General features: G+C 72.8%; 14 protein-coding genes. 6 read left to right on the top strand and 8 right to left on the bottom strand.

The annotated features are described in order from the left end of the window. The first annotated feature begins 181 nt into the window (after nt 1-181). On the top strand, nt 182-4,192 hold the full coding sequence (locus tag ABZX65_RS20460; RefSeq protein ID WP_355341611.1) for a family 78 glycoside hydrolase catalytic domain: 4,011 nt from the start codon (nt 182-184) through the stop codon (nt 4,190-4,192). 160 nt (nt 4,193-4,352) lie between these two features. Next, entirely contained in the window at nt 4,353-5,237 is an 885-nt protein-coding gene (locus ABZX65_RS20455; RefSeq protein WP_355341608.1) for an LLM class F420-dependent oxidoreductase, read from the top strand. 73 nt (nt 5,238-5,310) lie between these two features. Here ABZX65_RS20455 and ABZX65_RS20450 read toward each other — a convergent pair whose 3' ends face one another. The 3 genes from ABZX65_RS20450 to ABZX65_RS20440 all read right to left on the bottom strand — a co-directional run bounded on the left by ABZX65_RS20450 (nt 5,311) and on the right by ABZX65_RS20440 (nt 10,901). Continuing rightward, a complete protein-coding gene (locus tag ABZX65_RS20450) occupies nt 5,311-6,378 on the bottom strand; it encodes a chitinase (RefSeq protein ID WP_355341605.1) in 1,068 nt (355 codons plus the stop codon). A 135-nt stretch (nt 6,379-6,513) separates the two neighbouring features. Continuing rightward, nucleotides 6,514-7,359 (bottom strand): hypothetical protein, encoded by an 846-nt coding sequence (locus ABZX65_RS20445; protein ID WP_355341602.1) that lies wholly within the window; start codon nt 7,357-7,359, stop codon nt 6,514-6,516. 224 nt (nt 7,360-7,583) lie between these two features. Further along, the gene (locus ABZX65_RS20440; RefSeq protein WP_355341599.1) at nt 7,584-10,901 is read right to left on the bottom strand and encodes a GH92 family glycosyl hydrolase; all 3,318 of its coding nucleotides are present in this window, start codon (nt 10,899-10,901) and stop codon (nt 7,584-7,586) included. A 516-nt stretch (nt 10,902-11,417) separates the two neighbouring features. Between ABZX65_RS20440 and ABZX65_RS20435 the strand changes: the two genes are divergently transcribed. Continuing rightward, nucleotides 11,418-12,590 (top strand): ROK family transcriptional regulator, encoded by a 1,173-nt coding sequence (locus ABZX65_RS20435; protein WP_355341596.1) that lies wholly within the window; start codon nt 11,418-11,420, stop codon nt 12,588-12,590. A gap of 195 nt (nt 12,591-12,785) precedes the next feature. On the opposite strand, the gene ABZX65_RS20430 is transcribed toward ABZX65_RS20435, so the two are convergent. After that, the gene (locus tag ABZX65_RS20430) at nt 12,786-13,679 is read right to left on the bottom strand and encodes an NADP-dependent oxidoreductase (protein ID WP_355341593.1); all 894 of its coding nucleotides are present in this window, start codon (nt 13,677-13,679) and stop codon (nt 12,786-12,788) included. 70 nt (nt 13,680-13,749) lie between these two features. On the opposite strand from ABZX65_RS20430, the gene ABZX65_RS20425 reads away from it, so the two are divergent. Further along, nucleotides 13,750-14,337, top strand: coding sequence for a helix-turn-helix domain-containing protein (locus ABZX65_RS20425; protein WP_355341590.1), 588 nt, complete (start codon nt 13,750-13,752; stop codon nt 14,335-14,337). 105 nt (nt 14,338-14,442) lie between these two features. On the opposite strand, the gene ABZX65_RS20420 is transcribed toward ABZX65_RS20425, so the two are convergent. The 3 genes from ABZX65_RS20420 to ABZX65_RS20410 form a co-directional block, all read right to left on the bottom strand. Then, entirely contained in the window at nt 14,443-15,030 is a 588-nt protein-coding gene (locus ABZX65_RS20420; RefSeq protein ID WP_355341587.1) for a short chain dehydrogenase, read from the bottom strand. Nucleotides 15,031-15,085: 55 nt separating this feature from the next. Next, complete coding sequence (locus ABZX65_RS20415) at nt 15,086-16,555, bottom strand: aldehyde dehydrogenase family protein (protein WP_355341584.1); 1,470 nt, start codon at nt 16,553-16,555, stop codon at nt 15,086-15,088. Nucleotides 16,556-16,822: 267 nt separating this feature from the next. Further along, complete coding sequence (locus tag ABZX65_RS20410) at nt 16,823-18,037, bottom strand: MFS transporter (protein WP_355341581.1); 1,215 nt, start codon at nt 18,035-18,037, stop codon at nt 16,823-16,825. Between the two features lie 99 nt (nt 18,038-18,136). On the opposite strand from ABZX65_RS20410, the gene ABZX65_RS20405 reads away from it, so the two are divergent. Next, nucleotides 18,137-19,222 (top strand): DUF5937 family protein, encoded by a 1,086-nt coding sequence (locus ABZX65_RS20405; protein ID WP_355341578.1) that lies wholly within the window; start codon nt 18,137-18,139, stop codon nt 19,220-19,222. Nucleotides 19,223-19,313: 91 nt separating this feature from the next. On the opposite strand, the gene ABZX65_RS20400 is transcribed toward ABZX65_RS20405, so the two are convergent. After that, the gene (locus ABZX65_RS20400) at nt 19,314-20,315 is read right to left on the bottom strand and encodes a threonine/serine dehydratase (RefSeq protein ID WP_355341575.1); all 1,002 of its coding nucleotides are present in this window, start codon (nt 20,313-20,315) and stop codon (nt 19,314-19,316) included. 283 nt (nt 20,316-20,598) lie between these two features. Between ABZX65_RS20400 and ABZX65_RS20395 the strand changes: the two genes are divergently transcribed. Then, nucleotides 20,599-21,081 carry an NUDIX domain-containing protein gene (locus ABZX65_RS20395; protein WP_355341572.1) on the top strand — a complete coding sequence of 161 codons (483 nt, stop codon included), beginning with the start codon at nt 20,599-20,601 and terminating at the stop codon, nt 21,079-21,081. Nucleotide 21,082: the final 1 nt, after the last annotated feature.

The raw sequence follows: 21,082 nt of genomic DNA, 5'->3' as shown, positions 1-21,082 counted from the left end.
AGAATCAACCAATCGCACACGGATTCTTGCAGGGCCGCACCGCCGGGGGTCAAGGGTCGCGTCACCGCCGGTTCGGCCGGCCCAGAAATCGCTGTCGCACACCTTGTCGTGGCACCGCCACACGCCGTATGAATCTATCCATGCATCTTGAAACGTTTCGATCGCATGCCAGGAGAACACCGTGAAGCGGCCGGTCCGGACGACCGCCGCTCGCGTCGCCCCCCGGCGCCGCTCGGCGCTCCTCGCGGTGACCGCGGCCGTCGCGGCCCTGCTTCCCGCCGTCGGCTCGGTGACGCCCGCCCAGGCGTCGTCCGGGCACCTCGGCGCACTCGCGCCGACGTCCTTGCAGGTGGACGGGGAGTCCTCGGACGCGGTCGTCGGCGGTCAGCGCCCCACGTTGTCGTGGGTGGTGAACGACTCGCGGCGTGCCGAGGCGCAGACGGCGTATCAGGTCGTGGTCGAGGCGGCGGCCGTCGGGAAGGGCGGCCACGCGCATCAGGTGTGGGATTCGGGCCGCGTCCGTTCGGCCGACTCGGTGAATCGTTCTTATGGTGGTCCCGCGCTGGCGAGCAACACCACCTACACCTGGTCGGTGCGCACCTGGGACCGGGCGGGCGACCGCTCCCCCTGGTCGGCCCCCGCGCACTTCGACACCGCGCTGTTCTCCGCGTCCGACTGGTCCGCGTCCTGGCTGCGGGTCGCCGACGGCGCGCTGGTGCGCGGCGGCGTCGACCTCCCCAAGTCCGTCGCCCGCGCCCGGCTGTACTTCGGCGCGCAGGGCATCGTGGAACCGCACGTCAACGGCGCCGTGGCCGAACCCGACCAGGTGCTCAACTCGACGGTGACCGACTACACCAAGCGCGTGCTCTACCGCGACTTCGACGTCACCCGGCAACTGGTGCGCGGACACAACGCGTTGGCCTTCATGGCGGGCAAGGGACAGTTCTCCGGGCAGCCGACCTTCGTCGCGCAGCTCAACGTCACCTACACCGACGGCACCTCGGCGGCCTTCGGCACCGGACCGGCCTGGCGCACCACCGCGGGGCCGGTGACCGGCGACGACTTCTACCTCGGCGAGACGTACGACGCCCGTCGGGCCGTGACCGGCTGGGACACCGCGGGCTTCGACGACAGCGCGTGGAAGGCCGTCGTGGCGGTCGCCGCCGCGACGCACCCGCAGAGCCTCGCGCAGGGCAGGCCGGTGACCTCGCGGGACACGACCTCCTGCTGCGGCTGGTCGCCCGCCGCCCTCACCGACGGCGTCGACGGCTCGACGGACGCCTCCCAGGGCTACCACTCGGCCGTGGCGACGACCGCGGACGACGCCAAGTGGGTGCAGGTCGACCTCGGTTCCGCGCAGCCGCTCTCGGGCGTCAGACTCTTCCCCGCCCGGCCGACCAACGACCCGGCGGGCGACCTGCCCGGCGCCGGATTCCCGGTCCGCTACCGCGTCGAGGCCGGTGACGACCCGACCTTCGCCACCGCGACGACCCTCGTGGACCGTACCGGCGCCGACCAGCCCAACCCCGGTACGGCGTCGGTTTCGATACCGGCCGAGGTGACGGCCCGTTATGTGCGCGTCACGGCCACCAAGCTGTACTGCAACGGCTCCGGGTGCAATCTCCGGCTCGCCGAACTCGGCGTGTACGGCGCCCACCCGGCCACCGTGTTCAGCGCACTGACCCGGCTCCAGGCCGACACGACGCCTCCGACACGTATCGTCGAAACCCTCAAGCCGGTCGCCGTCACGCACCCGGTGGCCGGGTCGCAGGTGTACGACTTCGGGCAGAACATCGTCGGCTGGGTGACGGTCAGGGCAAGCGCCCCGTCCGGCACCGCCGTTGACATCAAGAAGGGCGAGATCCTCGCCTCGGACGGCCAGGTCACCACGTCCAACATCAGCTTCGGCGACGGCGATCCGGTCCGGCAGACCGAGCATTACACCTTCGCGGGCAAGGGCGCCGAGACCTACGCCCCGCACTTCAACTACTCCGGCTTCCGGTACGCCCAGCTCACCGGCGTGCCCGCGGGCACCGCCGTCACCGTCACCGCGCAAGAAGTGCACTCCGACGTCGCCACGACCGGACAGTTCGACACGTCGAACAAGGTGCTGAACAGCATTCAGACCGCCCTCGTGCAGACCCAGTTGAACAACCTCCAGTCGATTCCGCTGGACTGCCCGACGCGAGAGAAGCACGGCTGGCTCGGCGACGCGGGCGACACCGACGTCGAGGCGATGAGCAACTTCGACATGCGGGCGTTCTACGACCAGTGGGCGCAGACCGTCGTCACCAGCGCCCACCCCGACGGCAGCCTGCCCTCGGTCGCGCCCACCCAGGGCGCCACCGACTGGTTCACCGACCCCGCGTGGGGCTCGGCCTACCCGCAGATCATCTGGGACTCCTACACGCAGTACGGCGACGCGGGCCTGGTGCGCGCCAATTACGCGCAGGTGAAGAGCTGGGTCGACTACCTCGGCACGATCAGCGACAGCGACCACGTCGTCACCGCCGCGCCCGGCTCCTGGGGCGACGACTGGGTGGCGACGGTCAGCACCCCGCACGTCTTCTTCCAGACCGGCTACTACTACCTGGACGCCACACTGCTGGCGAAGATGGCCACGGTCGTCGGCGACACCGCGGACGCCAGGCGCTACACCGACCTGGCGCGGCAGATCGGGGCGGGCTTCACCAAGCGGTTCCTCGACGCCGACACCGGTGTGTGGAGCACCGGCACCCAACTGGCCTACGCCATGCCCCTGGTGCTCGGTCTGGTCCCGGCCGCTCAGCAGAAGGCGACCGTCGACCGGCTCGTCCAGGACATCGCCAAGCACGGCAATCACGTGACGACCGGCTTCGTCGGCACGTCCTTCGTTTACCAGGCGCTCGGCATGTCCGGCCGCAACGACGTGGCGCTGGCCGTCGCGGAGCGCACCGACTTCCCGAGCTTCGGCTACATGGTGGCCAACGGCCCCGGCACGATCTGGGAGAAGTGGCCGAACTCCTCGGCGGCGGACGGCACCTCGTCCAAGGACCACATCGGTCTCGCCGGTTCGATCGGCCAGTGGTACTACCAGCAGCTCGGCGGCATCCAGCCGGACACGGGACCGGCGGGCGCCGCGTACCGCGCCTTCACCCTCGCGCCCAGCGTGGTCGGCGACCTCACCCGGGTCTCCGCGCGGCAGCGGACCGCGCGCGGCACGGTCGTCAGCGCCTGGCAGCGCGACGGGTCCACGCTGACCTACCACGCGGTGGTGCCGGTCGGCTCGACCGCGACCATCAAGGTGCCGCTGCTCGGCGGCGCCCGGTCGACGGTGACCGAGAGCGGCCGGACGATCTTCGCGGACGGCCGCCGCGGCCGGAGCGACCCCGGCCTGAGCGTGGGCACGGCGGACGGCACGACGCTCACCGTGACCGCCGGGTCCGGTGACTACACCTTCACCGTCCGCCCGCCGCGGACCCCGTACACCCAGGTGTCGGTCTCCGCGGGCGCGCCCGCGCCCGCACTGGTCAAGGGGGACGGCGGTACGACGATCGGCGCGGTGGTCGAGGGCCACTCGACCGCGCCCGGCGCCACGGCCACGGTCGGCGCCGACGTCCCGGCGGGCTGGACCGTGACGTCCACACCCGCCCGCGTCCCGCTGACCCCGGCGTCCACCGCGACCTTGGCGAACGTCAAGGTCACCCCGCCGAGCGGGACGAGGAGCGGTACGTATCCGGTCACTGTGACCGTACGGTCGTCCGACGGTACGACGGCCAAGGCCGCCCTCGAGGTGCTGGTCCTCGGCAGTTGGCCGCAGGGCACCACGGCCGCCGCCTCCAGCGAACACGCGCCGAACGTCGTGGACGGCGCGACCCGTACGTACACCGCGGGCAATGCCGTCGACGGTGATCTGAGCACCTTCTGGAACGACGACACCGACTCCCGGTACCCCGACACCCTGACCGTCACCGCGCCCGCCCCGACCACGCTGAACGGCGTGGGCTTCGCCTCGCACAGCGACGGCGTCCCGACCGCCTTCACCGTCCAGACCTGGGACGGCGCGGCGTGGGTGACACAGGCCGACATCACCGGCAACACCGACCAGTACCGCTGGATCCCCTTCGCGGGCTCCGTCACCACCACGCGGGTCCGCGTCGTGGTGACAGCGGCGCAGAACAGCTTCACCCGGATCGTGGAGCTGACCCCTTAGGGTCGCCGTCCCAGGGCGCCTCACACGGGCGGCCCGGCTGTTCGTACCCGTTCGGCTCACCGGGTGCGGAACAGACGGGCCGCCCGTTCCGCTTGCATGGGTGACGGACCGCGCCCGGCCGACCGGGCGGGCGCGCGGCGCGCATCGAGGAAGGGCTCACATGGGACAGCACGACCGGCTGGGCAGGATCGGGATCTGGAGCGGCGCCTGGACGGCGGCGGTGAACGGCGCCGGAGTGACGTACACCGGCGCGTACGACGAGGCCGCCGCCGAGGTCGAGGCGCTGGGGTACGGCGCCGTCTGGCTCGGCGGGAGTCCCGGCGTCGCCGTCGCGGAACCGCTGCTGAAGGCCACCACCCGGCTGACCGTGGCGACCGGCATCCTCAACATCTGGAACGACGAGGCCGCGGACGTCGCCTCGCAGTGGGCGGCGGTGGAGCGTACGCATCCGGGCCGGTTCCTGCTCGGGCTCGGCGTCAGCCACGGCCCGCTGGTCAAGCGCTACGCGCGGCCGTACTCCGCCATGGTCGACTACCTGGCGGCGCTGGACGCGGCGCCGGAGCCGGTGCCCGCCGGGCGGCGGGTGCTGGCGGCGCTCGGCCCGAAGATGCTGGAGCTGTCCCGTGACCGTGCGGGCGGCGCGCACCCGTATCTGGTCACCCCCGAGCACACCGCGAAGGCGCGCGCGGTCCTCGGTGCGGAGCCGCTGCTCGCGCCCGAGGTCAAGGTCGTGCTGGACACGGATCTGGAGTCGGGGCGTGCCAAGGCCAGGGACCATCTGAAGCTGTACCTGGCGCTGCCCAACTACACGAGCAATCTGCTGCGTTCGGGCTTCACCGAGGAGGACCTGGCGGGCGGTGGCAGCGACCGGCTCGTGGACGCGGTCTTCGCCGTGGGCGACGAGAGCGTCATTGCGGCGCGGGCGGCGGAATTCCTCGCCGCGGGCGCCGACCACCTCGCGGTCCAGGTGGTCACCGGCGATCCGGCGCGGCCGTTGCCGCTGGCGGAGTGGCGCAGGCTCGCTCCGGTGCTGATCGAGGGCTGAGTCTCCGCTTCTTCGCACGGAGTTGACCGGGACGCCCGCCCGCCGCGGACGGGCGCCCCGGATTCCCGCGGGATCAACGGCCTTGCAGCGCCTTGACGTTGTTGCCGAAGGTCCAGTTCTTCGAGCCGTCCCAGTTGAGCGACCAGGTCATCAGGCCCTTGAGCGCGCCGCTGTAGCTGTTCCACGCCTGCGAGACCAGACCGGTCGTCATGTAGCCGCCGCCCGCGCCGGGTTGGGCCGGAAGACCGGGGACCTGCTTGTCGTACGGGACGCGGATGGTGGCGCCCTGGACGACGAGCCCCTTGTTGAGGCAGGTGGTCTGCGCGGTGAAGCCGGCCACCGTACCGGCCTGGTAGGAGTCGCCGGAGCAGCCGTACATGCTGCCGTTGTAGTACTGCATGTTGAGCCACCAGAGCTTGCCGTTGTCGGCGTACTTCTTCACGATCGGCAGGTAGGCGCCCCAGATCGAGCCGTAGGTGATGCTGCCGCCGGTGACGTACGCCGTCTCGGGGGCCATCGTCAGGCCGAAGCCCGCGGGCATCCGGGACAGGACGCCGTCGATGATCCGCTCCAGGTTGGCCTGCGAGGCGGAGAGGGTGTTGATGTTGCCGCTGCCGACCAGGCCGGTCTCGATGTCGATGTCGATGCCGTCGAAGTTGTACTTCTGGAGGATCGGCACGACGGTGGCGACGAAGCGGTCGGCGACCGCGCTCGAGCTGAGGTCGATGCCGGCCGCGGCACCGCCGATGGACATCAGGATCGTGGCGCCCGCCGCCTTGGCCTGGCACATCTCGGCCGGGGTGGCGACCTTGACGCCGGTGTCCATGCCGTCCTGCCACAGCACGGTGCCGTCGGACTGGATGACGGGGAAGGCCGCGTTGATCACGTTGTAGCCGTGGGCGGCGATCCGGCTGTCGGTGATGGGGATCCAACCGAGGCCGGGGTGCACGCCGTTGGCGGCGCCGTCCCAGTTCTCCCAGTACCCCTGGAGCACCTTGCCCGAGGGCCGTGCCTTGGTCGCGCAAGTGTCGGCCGCGGCCGACGCCGGTTGTGCCGCGTGGGTCGCCGCGGCGACCGGAATCTGCGCCAGGAAGGCCATGGCGAGGCCGACTCCCAGCAGACGCACCCTCCGACCGATCATGTCGTACTCCTCGTGGTGTCGTCGCGCACTCACAGGCCGTAGTGGACCGGATCGTAAAGTGGTCTGAACCACTCGTCAATAGGTCTGGACCAAGCCCGTGGTGCGGCGACGACAGTGACGGGGGATACGGAAGGGTCAGCCGGTGGTCGGACGGTAGGCGTAGGCGGTGGTGGAGACCGCGCACACGCTCGGCGAGATGATCTCGACCCGCAGTACTTTCGCGTTCGCGTCGTAGTCGACGCCCTCGGTCTCGAAGCCGCCCGAGCAGACGCTGACGCGCGGCACCTGGAAGAGGGTGGCGACCCGGCCGGTGACGGGCGTGCCGTCGAGCGCGTGCGGCAGGTCGACCTGGAAGACGTCCTCGGCGTCGTTGTCGGAGACGCAGACCAGCCGGGTCGCGGAGACGAAGTCGCAGCCCTGGACGTCCGTGACGGCCTTGTCGAGGCTGATCTGTCCGGCCTGCGCGAGGGTGCCGCCGGTGGCCGGGGTGGCCGGGTTGGTCAGCGGGGCGGGGAAGACCTGGAGCCGGTTGACCGTGCCCCACTCCCCCTCGACCAGCCACCGCGCGTCCGGCGAGACGGTCGCGAAGGAGTTGTTGAGCAACTCGCCCTGGTCCAGCGGGTGCACGTAGTCGTAGCTGTGCCCGTCGGGCGTGGTGACCTCGAACATCTTCGAGGTGGCGCTGTCGCCGCCCTGGTAGGCGTCGAAGACGTAGCCGTTGACGATGTCCGGGTCTCCGACGTGGTTCCAGCCCGCGATGCGCAGCCGCAGCGGGATCGAGCCGAGGCCGCGGGTGAGGACCGAGCCGTCGGCGCGGGTGGCGATGCCCTCGCCCGCGGTGAGCGTGCTGTACACCGTGTTGCCTGCGGCCACCCACCCGCCGGGCGAGTCGGCGTGCGCGGTGGAGGTGCCCACGGCGGTCAGGGCCGCGGTGGCGAGCAGCAGGGCGGCGGCGCGGCTACGGAGTGCGCGTGCGGTCAACGGAACCCCCGGTGTGGACGGTGGGGGGCCGCCCGCGGCACGGGGCAGCCCTGTGACAGCAGTGACCCTAGGGCCTGACGGGCCGACGCCACCACAGCGCGTGGGCCAACTCGGTCTGAACGGGCGGCGATCGGTTCGTTCGCGCCGGACATGGGTGCGGGGCGGGCGGGGCCGGTCGTGCCGGTCCTCGCCCGCCCCGCGCTCTCCGCGGTGGGCTGCCGGGGTCAGGCGGTCGCCACGGAGAAGATGTGCATGTCACCGCCGTTCGTGCTGGACGGCAGCGTCACACTGGCCAGTTGCTTGCCCGCCTGGAGCGCGATCGGCGCGGTGGAGAAGATCTCGGTGCCCACCGGGTCCTTTCCGCCGCCCTGGACGTCGCGGTACGCGGTGTGCACCGCCACGACGTTGCCGTACGAGGGCTGCTGGGAGCCGCCGCCGAGCGTCCAGTCGCTGAAGCCGATGTCGGCCTTCTGAGTGGTGCCGTCGGTGTACGTCAGCGTCACCGTGCCGGTGGTCTGGCCCTCGCTGGCGCTGCCGAGCAGGCTCAACTTGGTCGCACCGGCTGCGGACTTGGAGACGTCGAGCACTTGGTCGCCGCCGCCCACCACGATGTTGTCGGGCGCGCCGGGTGCCACCTGGGGCCAGGTGAAGTCGAAGCCCCCGGAGGACACCGTGCCGCCGGGCGCGGCACCGGCCGCGGCGAGCGCCGCCGCCGAGTAACTCCAGCCCTCGCCGTCGAAGTTGGCGGACGGATTCGTGTCGTCGGCGGAGATGCCGTTGTTGTTGACGTACCAGGTGAGGGTGCCGCGTACGCCGACCGTCACCGACAGCGAGGCCGCCGGGGCGGTGCCGCCGTGCGCGGAGCCGAGCGTGATCGGGACCGTGTAGACCCCGGCCTTGGTGTCGGCGGCCACCGACACGGAGAACTTCGCGCTGGTGGCACCGCCCTTCGGGACGGTCACCGTGCCGGACGCGGGCTTGAGCGTGATGCCCGCGGGCGGCTTCGCGGTCCAGCGGACGTCGACCTTCTTGTCCTGGATCGTGGACAGCTTGACGGCGGCGTCCGCGGAGCCGCCGGGCTCGATCTTCACCTGGCCGGGGTCGGTCGAGGCGAAGAACGGGGCCTCACCGTCGCGGAAGGACGGCGGCGCGTTCTTGGCCGCGCTCCCCCACGTGGTGTTCGCGGTGCCGCCCAGGGTGTAGTCCAGGGTGCCGCCGCGGGTGACGAACGAGGCGGGGACCCACGGCTGGTCGGACTTCTTGCCGTTGACGCGCAGGCCCTGGATGTAGATGTTCTCGGCCGACGCCCGCGGGGCGTTGACCGTGATCGTCTTCCCGAGCCCGGTGTGGATCACCGCGCGCGGGAAGACCGGGCTGGAGAGCACCAGGTCGGCGCGGCTGGGCACCTGCGGGTACATGCCGAGCGCGGAGAAGACGTACCAGGACGACATCGTGCCCGCGTCGTCGTTGCCGGGGATGCCGCCGGGCGCGTTGGTCCACAGGCCGTCGGTCTCGGCGCGCACGGTCTCCTGGGTCTTGTACGGGGCGCCCAGGTAGTCGTACACGTACGGCGCGTTGATGTCGGGCTCGTTGGTGGCGTCGTAGCGCGTGTCGTCCTTCGCGGAGAAGTCGAAGGTGCCGTCCGGGTTCCGGAAGAAGGCGTCGAGGCGGGAGATCGCGGTCGCGTTGCCGCCCATGGCCTTGGCCAGTCCGGCGATGTCGGAGTAGACCATCCATGTGTAGCGGGCGCTGCTGCCCTCGACGAAGCCGCTGCCGGTCGCGGGGTTGAAGGTGGCTCCCACCCACGACCCGTCGGACTTGCGGTCGCGCATGTAGCCGCCCTGCGCGGTCGCGTTCGGATCGAAGACGTTGGTCCAGTTGCCGCTGCGGTCGAGGAACTTCCGCTGGTTCTTTCGGTCGCCGACCTGTCCCGCCAGCTCCGCGAGACCGAAGTCCGCGGCGGCGTCCTCCAGGGTCTCGGCGGCGCCTCCCCAGCAGTGGCAGTTGTCGGACGGCACGTAACCGAGCGTCAGGTACTTGTCCAACGCCGGTCGCTGGCCCACGCATTCGACGTTGCAGCCGGAGCTGTCGGAGTCGTTGGCGGTCGGCACGGTGGCCGCCTTCACCAGCGAGGCGAGGGCGCCCCTGACGTCGAAGTCCCGGCCGCCGAAGGCGTAGATGCCCGCGAGCGCCGCGTCGGACGGGTCGCCGGACATGATGCTGGTCTTGCCGTTCTCCAGCAGCCAGCGGTCCCATTCGCCGTCGCGCTGCTGGGCATAGTTGAACAGCGACTGCGCGTAGTCACTGCCGACTCTCGGCTGAAGCAGCGTCAGCAACTGCACCTGCGCCCGGTACTGGTCCCAGCCGGAGAAGGTGCCGTACTGCTCGTGCTGTCCCCTGGCCAGCGAGTGGGTCTTGCGGTCGCCGCCCAGATACTGGCCGTTGACGTCGCTGGTGAGGGTCGGCTCCAGCATCGAGTGGTAGAGCGCGGTGTAGAAGGTGGTGTTCTGGTCGGCGGAGCCGCCGGACACCTGGATCTTGCGCAGCGCGGTGTTCCACGCGGCGGTGGCCTTCGACCTGATCGAGTCGAAGCCGGCGCGCTGCGGGTTCTCCGCCGTCAGGTTGGCCTCGGCGTTGCGCGCGCTCACGTACGAGATCGCGACCTTGGCCTGCACCTGCTTGGTGCCGGACGCGAAGGTCACATACGCGCCCGAGCCCTTGCCCGCGGTCGCGTTGCCGCTGGAGTTGTAGCCGGTGCCGCCGCTGGCCGATGTGGAGCCGGGCGTCAGGGTGCCGTCGGTCCAGGTGCCGACCTTGGCGAATGGCTGGTCGAAGTGGGCCGTGAAGTAGAGGGTGTAGACGTCGTGCCGGTTGTTCGCGCTCTGCGGTCCGCAGAAGTTGCCCGCGCTGACCGAGCCGGTCACGGTACGGGCCGCCGCATTCACGGTGACGTCCGCCGCGGCGCTGCCGCTCTCGGAGTTGGACGTACGGAACAGCACGCTGGCGGGCTTGTCGGCCGGGAAGCCGAACTGGCCGGTGCCGGTGCGCTCGGTGGTGGTCAGCCGCGCGCTGGCCCCGCTGTCCAGGCCGACCTGGTAATAGCCCGCCTGCGCCGTCTCGTTGGCGTGCGAGAAGGTCGAGGCGTACTTCGCGTCCTTGGTGTCGGCGCTCGGCGAGGAGTCGACGTCGCCCACGTACGGCATGATCGGTATGTCGCCGTTGGCGCCGGAACAGCCCACGCCGTTGAGGTGGGTCAGGCTGAAGCCGCGGATCTTCGTCGCGTCGTACCGGTATCCGCCGGGGGCGGGTGTCGAGAACTGGTTGCCCGTCGAATTCTGCGGGCTCCACGCCAGCATGCCGAACGGCAGCACGGCGCCGGGGTAGGTGTTGCCGGCGTTCGAGGAGCCGATCAGGGGGTTGACGTACGAGGCCGGGTCGGCGTCATGCCCCCCGGAGGCGCCCGGACTCGCGGTGGCGGGCCCGGCGCCGAGGCCCAGGCCGATGCCGAGGACCGCCGTCGCCACCGCGGCCACGGCGCGCACGCCGCGACCCTTCCACCGCCTGCTGTCCACGGGTCGCACTGATCTGTCCGACACGGTTCCCGCCCTTCGTGTGTATCGCTTACGACAACGTTGTCAAACGATCAACTGTAGATGTTCCTCCCGGGGTTGGAGGGTGTCAAGAGTTGTCAGGTACCCGCGGGCGGGGTGGGGTGGCGGCTCGGAGCGGGGTGGGGCGGCGGCCCGGCGGGGGGGTGGAGTGCCGGCTCGGCGGGAGGCGGAGTCGCGGCGTCGGGGGGTGTCGCGTACGGCTCGCGGCGGGCGCGCGGGCGGCGGTGTTTGGGCAAGCGGGTGAACACAGCGGGGTGCCGTGACGTCGATCGGGTAACTTTGCCCTGCGCGCCTGTCGCGTGGGCCGCGGGGTGGGATCGGGAGCCGCCCCCCCCCCCCCCGAAGGCCGGGCGACTTCCGCCGGGGCCTGGTCGGCACTGACCGGCACGGTCCGGCACTGACCGGGCACTGACCGACGCCGTCCGACGCCGTCCGAGAAGGGACTTGATGGACACCACCGCCGCCGTCGACCGCTTCGAACTGCCCGCCAGCGCCCGCGCCGTGCTGCGCGCGCTGGCCACCGACGGCCCGGCGACCCGGCCGCAGCTCAGCACCGCGCTCGCGCTGTCCCGGCCCACGATGTCGGTGGCCATGGCGGAGCTGTCACGGCTCGGGCTGGTCGAGGGGCAGGGCAGTTCACGCGGCGCCACCGGGCGCAGCGCCGTCCTCTACTCGCTCGCGCCGACCGCCGGGCACGTCCTCGGCGTCGAGATCGGCGCCACCGTGGTCCGGGCGGCGGCGTACACCCTCGACGGGCAGGAGATCTGCACCGCCGAGGTGCGGCTGCCCTCCGACCAGCCGACGGTCACACCGGAGGCGGCGGACGCGGCGGCGGGGGTGGTGCGTACGGTGCGCGAGGAGGTCGGGGCGCGGTACGGGCCGCTGCGCGAGGTGGTGGTCGCGGCGCCGACGCTGCCGAATGTGGGGGCTTCCGGTGCGGGACGCGGAGGCGGTGGCCTTCAGCCGGACGGCACGGTACGGATCACCGACGCGCTCGCCGTGCCCGACGGCGTGCCGGTCACCGTCGAGAACAACGTCAACTGCGCCGCCGTCGCCGAGCACCGCTTCGGTGTCGCCCGCCACCAGCAGATGTTCGCCTACATCCAGGTCGGCGTGAAGATCGGCGTCGGCATCGTGCTCGACGGACGCCTGATGCAGGGTGCGAACGGTGCCGCCGGTGAGGCCGCCATGCTGCCCTTCCCCTGGTCGGAGTCCCAACAGCCCCGGCGCGCCGGGCTCGAGCACTTCCTCGGCTCCGACGCCCTGATGGAACGCTGCCGCGCCGCCTGGCCCGCCTCCGGCGGCGGGCCCGTGCCGCTGGACGCCAAGGCCCTCTTCGCGTCCGCCGCCTCCGGCCACGCCGCCGCCCGCCGCGTCGTCGACGAACACGCCGCCGCCATCGGCCGCCTCGTCGCCGCCGTCGTCGCCCTGCTCGACCCCGGCCTCGTCGTCCTCGGCGGCGGCGTGGGCCAGAACCAGCTGGTCCTCCTGGAAGTCCGCCGCACCGTCCACGAACTGACCTGGCCCACCGACATCACCATCGGCGGCCTCGCCGACCGCGCCACCCTCCTCGGCGCCGTCCACGTCGCCCTGACCCGCGCCCTGGACTCGATGACCTAGGGCCTGTCCGGCGGATCATGGGCGGTCCAGGCGGCGCCTGGCGCGTGCGAGCGCAAGGCGCCGGGATGGCCTCATAGCGGAGCTATTCGGGTATTCCGGCAACGCGGCGGGCGTGCGTGCCAGGGGTCGAAGGGGCCGTTCGTGATCCGCCGGACAGGCCCTCGGGCCTCCGCAAGGTCTCGTCCGGCTGGCGGGTCAGACGATCAGGACTCTGCGGCCGCGGGTGTGGCCGGCCTGGCTGTCGGCGTGGGCCGCGGCGGCCTCGGCGAGGGGGTAGGAGGTGTCGACGGGGATGCGGAGCGCGCGGCGGGTGATGAGGGCGGCGGCCTCGGCGAGGGCGGCGGGGACGCTGCCGGCGGTGCCGGAGAAGCGGACGCCGTGGTCGGGGGCGGTGAGGTCGGCGATGGAGACGACCTTGCGGGGGTCGCCGGTGAGGGCGACGAGTTCGGGGACGACGCCGGAGCCCGCGAGGTCGAGCGCGGCGTGGACGGGGCCGAGGGCGCGGACCCGGTCGGTCCAGCCGTCGCCGTAGGTCGTGGCGAGGGCGCCGAGTTCGCGGAGGTAGTCCTGGTTGGCGGGCCCCGCGGTGCCGATGACGGTGACGCCGCGGTCGCGGGCGATCTGGAGGACGGCTGATCCGACGCCCCCGGAGGCGCCGCTGACCAGCAGGGTCTGTCCCGGCTCGACGCCGACCTCGCGGAGGATCCGCAGCGCGGTCTCGACCACGGAGGGGTATCCGGCCGCCTCTTCGAAGGTCAGCCCTTCGGGCATCCGGGCCCAGGCCGAGAGGACCGCGAACTCGGCGTAGGTGCTGGTCCCTTCGCCGAATACGTGGTCGCCGATCTCGACACCGTCGACGCCCTCGCCGATCTCGTCCACCACCCCGGCGGCGTCCAGCCCGACGCCCGCGGGCAGTTGGACCGGATGGGCCTTGAGGATCTGGCCCTCCCGGACCCGCCAGTCGGCGGGGTTCACACCGGCCGCCCGTACGGCGACGCGTATCAGGCCGGGGCCCGCGTGGGGCTCCTCGGCGTCGATGAGGCGCAGGACATCGGGGCCGCCGAACTCGGCGAAGCTCACTTTCTTCATGCGACGGACCGTAACACTAACGGTTAGTGTTTTGAAACCGTTCCTTTTTCGTAGCTGATAGTGTGCGGTCATGACCGTGCCGACCGGACGCCGTGAGCGCAAGAAGGCCGCGACCCGCCGGAAGATCGCCGACACCGCCCTGCGGCTCTTCCTGGAGCGCGGCTACGACGCGGTGGGAATCCGTGACGTGGCCGCCGAGGCCGACGTGGCCGTCACCACGCTCTTCTCGCACTTCGCCGCCAAAGAGGCGCTGGTGTTCGAGCAGGACGAGGACTTCGAGGAACGCCTCACGCGGGCGGTCACCGACCGGGCGCCGGACGAGCCGGTCGTGCCCGCGCTGCGCCGCGAGATACACGCCCTGGTACGGCACTGCACGGCGGACGGCGCCGCGCCGGTCTGGCGGATGATCGACGGGTCGCCCGCGCTGCGGAAGTACGAGGAGTCGATGCGGCTGCGGCACGCGGAGTCGGTGGCCGCGGCCCTCGTCGCCGATCCCGGACTGCCGCAGAGCGCGACGGCCTGCCGGACGCTCGCGAGGTTCGTGATCGACGCCTTCTCGCTGGCCCGCGAGTCGGCCGATCCGCAGGCCGCGGTGGACGAGGTCTTCGCGATGATCGAGGCGGCCTGGGAGGCCGCCCGCCCCTTGCGGCAGGCGTGAGGAACGCGAAGAACGCGGGGAACGCGGGGAACGCGACGACCGCCGGGAACGCCAGGGACGGGACGCAGCGACCCGCGGCTCAGGCAGAGAAAGCCCGCCCGCGGCTCACGGGCGGAAGGTGCGGCCCCGCACCGTCCCCTCCGCGATCCCGACGTAGACCTCCGCGACCTCGCGGACGGGGGTGCCCGCGGCGGGATCGGCGGACATGGCCCGGAGGGTCTCACTGATCCAGCCGGGGCTGACGAGGTTGAGGCGCAGCCCGCGCGGGAGTTCGCTCGCGGCGTTGCGGACGAAGCCCTCGAGGCCGCTGTTGATGAGCGCGCCCAGCGAGCCGCCCGCCATGGGCGCGGCGAAGGTGCCGCCGGTCAGGGTGATGGAGCCGCCGTCGCGCACATGGCGGGCCGCGCGCTGGACCAGGGCGACCTGGCCCCAGAGTTTGGCCCGCACCCCGGTCGCGAAGTCCTCGTCCGTGGCCGACGCCAGCTCCAGCAGCGGGCCGTTGGCGGCGCAGCACACGACCGCGTCCAGACCGTCGACCTCACCGAAGAGCGTGTCCATCGTGGACGGGACTTCGAGGTCCACCTTCAGCGGACCCCGGCGCGAGGCCGCGACCACCTCGTGCCGTGCCGCTGTCAGCGCGGCGGCCACCGCGCTCCCGACGGTTCCGGAAGCTCCGATCACCAATGCCCTCATGCCCCCGATCATCCCCCACCGGCCCCCTCCCCCTCAACGGCCCCACCCGACCCGGTCAGTACGGATAGTGGACCGGCGTGGACTGCACGGTGAGCCACCGCAGTTGGGTGAATTCGTGGAGGTTGGACTCACCGCCGGAACGGCCGCCGAGGCCGGACGCGGCGAGTCCGCCGAAGGGCGCCTGGGGCTCGTCGAGGCAGGTCGAGTCGTTGACGTGGACCATGGCGGAGCCGAGCCCCGCGGCGAGGCGGCGACCGCGCGCGAGGTCGGAGGTGAGGACGGCGTCGACCAGGCCGTACGGGGTGTCGTTGGCGACGGCGAGAGCCTCGGCGTCGGTGTCGACAGCCAGCACGGGGGCGATGGGGGCGAAGATCTCCTCGGTCCACAGGGCCATGTCGCGGGTGACATCGGTGACGACGGTGGGCCGGTGGAAGAGGCCGTCGCCGTCGCCGCCCTCGACGACGGTGGCACCTGCGGCGACGGCCTCGGCGAGGAGTTCGCGGGCCCGTTCGCGCTGTTCCGCGCTGATCATCGGACCGAGGCCGACGCCGTCCCTGGTCGGGTCGCCGACGGTGATCCGGGCGGCACGCGCGGCGAGATCGGCGACGTAGGCGTCGAAGACGGGCCGCTGGACGATGTGCCGGCCCGCGGTGATGCAGGTCTGGCCCTGGTAGTGGAAGGCGGACCAGGCGCCGATCTGTCCGGCCTGGTCGAGGTCGGCGTCGTCCAGGACGATCAGGGCGTTGTTGCCGCCGAGTTCGAGGGAGACCTTCTTCAGGCGCTCGCCCGCCTCCCGCGCGATGGTGCGGCCGACGGCGCTGGATCCGGTGAAGTGGACCATGGCGATGTCGGGGTGCGCGGTCAGCGCCTCGCCGGTGTCCTGCCCGCCGGGCACGACCTGGAGTACGCCCGCGGGCAGTCCGGCCTCGGCGAAGACATCGGCGATCAGCAGTCCGCCGCTGAGCGGGGTGTGCGGTGAGGGCTTGAGGACGACGGCGTTGCCGACGGCGAGGGCGGGCGCGAGGACGCGCATGGCCAGCACCAGCGGGAAGTTCCACGGGGTGATCACACCGACGACGCCCAACGGGACGCGCTGCGCGACGCTTTCCCGGCCGGACGCGCGCGTGGGCAGCGTCTCGGCCCGTATGTGACCGGCGAGCGCGGCGGCCAGGTGGAGTTCTTCGACCGCTCCGGCGATCTCGTACTCGGCCTTGCCGCGGATCGAGCCGGTCTCGCGGACGATGAGGTCGGCGAACTCCCCCGCGCGGGCGCGCAGTCGGGCGGCGGCCTCGCGCAGCACGTCGGCGCGGACGCCGAAGTCCGCGGCGGCCCAGGCCCGTCCGGCGACGGCGGCCTCCCGCGCGGCGCGGTCCAGGTCGGCGGGCGAGGCCCAGCCCGCCCGGCCGAGCGGTTCCTGGCGTGCCTTGTCGAGGACCGTCGACGTACGCCCGTTCTCGGCCGGGACGAAGGCCCCGCCGACGAAGAGAGCGCCGTCCCGGGCGCGCGGCGTGGATGGGGTCGGCATAACGGGCCTCCGTGTCGAAGCACTGGTCGAAGTACGGGTGTTGCGGTGCGGGTCCCGGTGGCGCCGCGCGTCGGGTACGGGCGCGCGGCGGTACGGCGGCCCGCGCGGCGGTGTCCTCGCGGTCCGCGCGCGCCCGGGCAGCACGACAGCGCCGGTCCGGCCGTCTGAGTTTGTTAACCTTCCGAACTCTCACCGTAGCAGCGAAGACCGGCTTTGAGGAGGGCCGTCCGGCAGGAGGGCCGTCCGGCAGGAGGCGTTCCGTCCGCGTCAACCGCTGAGCCGTGCCCCCTGGTCCTTCTCCGTGGCGACCGCGGCGGAGGACAGGAGCGTCGCGGCGGCGAGGCTGCCCCACAGAGCGGTCGAGCCGTACGGGGCGAGGGCGGTGATGGCCGCGGGAGAGACGGCGAGGCCGAAGCCGGTGGAGAGTTGGAAGCGGGCGAGGGTGCGCCCCAGGACGTGGGCCGGCGCGAGGGCGGTGACCAGCGCGGTGGCGCTTCCGGCGTAGATGATCTCGCCGAGCGTGCAGACCACGGACACGGTGGCCACGGCCGGGGCGCCCCAGCCGTGCCGCAGTTCGGTGGCCGCGAGGAAGCCGAGGTAGGACGCGGTGAGGACGACACCAGCGAGGGCGAGCACGGACCGCCGGGAGAAGCGGGACATCAGGACGGTGACCGGGACCTGGAGGGTGACCACCAGCACGGTGTTGGCCACGAAGACGGCCGCCGACCACACCGGGGACGCGTGCAGTTGGGTCACCAGGACCAACGGGAGCGCGATCTCGGGGACGTTGAGGCAGAAGACGTAGACCACATTGGCGGCCAGCAGCGCGCGCATCCGGGGCGCGGGACCGCTGTCGCCGCCCTCGGCGGGGGCGGCGACCGGGTCCGTGCGCAGCCGGACCGACCACGCCAGGACGGCGGCGGTGACATACGCGAGCCCGGTGACGCCCGCCAGGACCTGCAACGCGGCGGCGCCGCCCGCCAGGCACGCGGTGGCGAGCAGCGCGCCCGCGCCCATACCGGCGTTGCGCAGGGCGCGGCCCGCCGCGAGCGCGGTGTCGCGGTCCCTGCCGTGGGCGACGGTGGCCACCACGGCGGCGTGGGCGGCGGGCCACGCCTGGTTGCCGATGCCGAGGAAGAGCGCCGCCGCCGCGAACATCCAGCCGTTGCCCGCCGGGGTGGCCAGCAGCAGCGCCACGCCCAGCACGCGCACCAGCATCGACGCCGCCACGGCCGTACTGCGCGCGCCCCGGTCCAGCCACAGCCCGACGGCGGGCACACACACCAGCCCCACGACGACACCGGCCGTCATGGCGATGCCGGTGGCGGGCGCGGACAGGCTCAGCACCGTCACCCCGTAGAGCAGCAGGAACGGCCGGAGCAGGCCGGTGCCGAGCGCGTCCACGGTCATGGCGACGGCGTAGCGGGGGCCTCCGAAGGCGCGGACGAGGGCGCGGGGCCGGATCTGGGTGGTGGTTGCCATGGCGACAACGGTGCGGTCGGCCGCCGCGCCCGCCGCGTCGGTTGACTCAGACCGTCAACCGACGCGGCCAGGGGCTTTTGCGCTGCTCATAATGGGTGGGTGACCTTGCGGATCGACATCGGCGGCCTGCCGCCCGAGCGGCTGCGGTTCGCCGCCTCCCCGCTGGCGGAGCTGACGGCGATGCTGCACGTCCTGGCGGAACCCGGACACCATCCGCAGCTCGCCGGGTGGGCCGCGGACGTGTGGGCCGCGCTGCGGCCCGAGCTGGCCGAGCGGCTGCGGGAGGCGGAGTTCTTGTGGCGGTCCTCGCGCGCCGACTTCCTGGTGCCCGCCCGGCCCCGGCCGACCCTCGCCGAGGAACTGGACGACGTGGACCGGATCGACGACGCCCGGTACGTGACCGCCGCGCTGGTCACCACCTGCGGCAGCAACCGGATCCACTTCGGCTCCCCGTCGCCGCTCACCGACGCGACCGCGCGCGAACGGGCCCTGGACCTCGCCCAGGCGCGCGGCGCGTTGCAGGAGGCGTTCGCGGAACGGCTGCTCGCGGACCCGGCCGCCGTGCGGGCGCGGGTGCGCGACACCCTCGAACAGTGCGCCGGGGCGTTCTTCGACGCCGCCTGGTCGGGGGCCGCCGTACGCATCGCCTCCGACCTGCGCCTGAAGCACGACCTGCTCAAGCGGCAGGGTCTCGGTGCGGCGCTCGCCTCGGTCTCCGGCGCGGTCGCCCTGGCGCCGGGCGGTGACCGGATCGTCGTGGACAAGCTCCAGGACAGCGCGACCGCCGCCCGCGACGACGGGGTCACCTTCATCCCGAGCGTCTTCGGCCGCCCGCACCTGGTGGCGGTGCACGCGCCCGGGTGGCGGCCGGTGGTGCAGTACCCGGTGGCCGAGCCGGGCCCGTCCGAGCAGGTGCCGATGGAGACGGTCACGCTCCGGCTGGAGGCGCTCGCGCATCCGGTACGGCTGCGGCTGCTGCGCACCCTCGCGCGCGGCCCGCACACCACCGTCGAACTGGCCCACGCCTGGGAGCTGTCGCCCCCCGAGGTCTCCCGCCACCTCGCCGTCCTGCGCCGCGCGGGCCTGCTCACGAGCCAACGCCACGGCCGTTACGTCCGGTACACCCTCAACGCGCCCGATCTGACGTCGCTCGGCTCCGATCTGCTGGCGGCCGTCCTGCGCTGAGCGGCGCCGCTCGGCGCTGGCGGCCGTCCTGCGCTAAGCGGTGCCGCTCGGAACGCCCCGCCGCAGCGGGACGCCCTCGAACGGCCGCGGCTCAGCCTTCCGCGCGGGCCACCAGATCGCCGGGGTCGGTGTTGGCCCCGCACAGCAGGACCGCCACCTTCTCGCCGGGGCGCGGCTCGTACGGCCGCCCGCCGCCGTCCTCTCCCCCGGTCGGCAGCAGCGGCGCGAAGGCGGTGGCCCCGCCCACCTCGGTGACGATCCTCAGCTCGTCCCAGAGCGTCTGGCGGGCGGCGATGATGGCCCGGTCGGGCACCAGGACGGACCGCGCGTTGTCCTGACGGCCCGCGTGGACCGCCATCTCGGTGGCGCGGCGCGCGCCGAGCGAGTCGCCCGCGACGGAGTCCACGGTCACGTCGACCGGGTGACCGGCCTCGACGGCCGCGTGCAGCGTACGGGCGTTCTCCGGCTCCACGGCGACGGCGCGGATGCCGTGCTCGCGCGCGGCGGTGGCGACCCCGGCGAACAGTCCGCCGCCGCCGACCGCCACAAGGACGGTGTCCAGGCCGGGAATCGCGGTACGGATCTCGTCCAGTACGGTGCCCGCCCCCGCGGCGATGTACGGGTGGTCGTAGGCGTGGCTGCCCAGCGCGCCCGCGGTGGCGGTGAACTCCTCGCAGGCGGCGAGCGCTTCGGCGTACTCCTTGCCCACCAGGCGTACGTCCGCGCCGTAGGCCCGCAGGCGCGCGACCTTCACCGCGGGGGCCGTCTCGGGCACGAAGACGGTGGCGGGGACGCCGAGGGCCTTGGCCGCCCACGCGCAGGCGAGCCCGGCGTTGCCGCCGGACGCGATGGTGACGCCCGCGGCCGGGAGGGTGCCGGCGGCGCTGTGCGCGAGCAGGAAATTCCGCGCGCCGCGTGCCTTGAAGGAGCCCGTGAACTGGAGGTATTCCAGGGCGAACCACAGCTCGTAGGGCTCGCCGCCCCGGCCGCCGCCGACGAGGCCGGGGTCGGCCCTGGTGACGGCCACCGGCCTGATGTGGCCGTCGATGCGGTCGGCCGCCTGCCGGATGTCGTCATAGTCGAGGTGGCGCACGCGCTGCTCCGGGGGTTCGGGGGTTCGGGGGTTCGCGGTCCGATCATCGTGCCACGCGCCCGATCGGCGCCCCGCGCCGCCCAGGACGCCTGGTGGCACCCGGTCGACGTCGCCATGGAGATCCCCCCGCCGCGCGGACGGCGACGGCTGCGGCCAAAGCGGCGCCGTGCGAGGGTGCCGACCGGGGCGCGGGGGGACGCGGCCTTGCGCGGGCCCGGTCCGGCAGGCGTCTGTCTGGTGTGCCTCTCCCGTAAACCTCGGCCGGGAGGCCAGACTTGGCGGTGTGGTGAACAAGCGCAGCGCCGGGGTCCTGCTCTTCCGCGAGATCGGCGGCGCGGACCGGGACGGCGGGATCGAGGTCCTTCTCGGGCACATGGGCGGGCCCTTCTGGGCCCGGCGCGACGCGGGCGCGTGGTCGATCGTCAAGGGCGAGTACGGGGCGGACGAAGCCGCGGTGGACGCCGCCCGGCGCGAGTTCCGGGAGGAGGTCGGCCTGCCGCTGCCCGACGGCGAACTCCTCCCGCTCGGCGAGACCGAGCAGTCCGGCGGCAAGGTCGTCACGGCCTGGGCGCTGCACGCCGACTTCGACCCGGCCCTCGCCGTGCCCGGCACCTTCACGATGGAGTGGCCGAAGGGGTCGGGCCGCCTCCAGGAGTTCCCGGAGATCGACCGGGTGGCCTGGCTCGGTCTGCCGCAGGCCCACGAGAAGATCGTGGAGGGGCAGCGCGTCTTCCTCGACCGCCTGGCCGCGCTGCGCGCCGGTTGAC

This window comes from Streptomyces sp. NPDC003300, from assembly GCF_040610915.1.
Lineage (GTDB): Bacteria > Actinomycetota > Actinomycetes > Streptomycetales > Streptomycetaceae > Actinacidiphila.
This window is presented reverse-complemented; position numbering and strand designations above follow the sequence as displayed.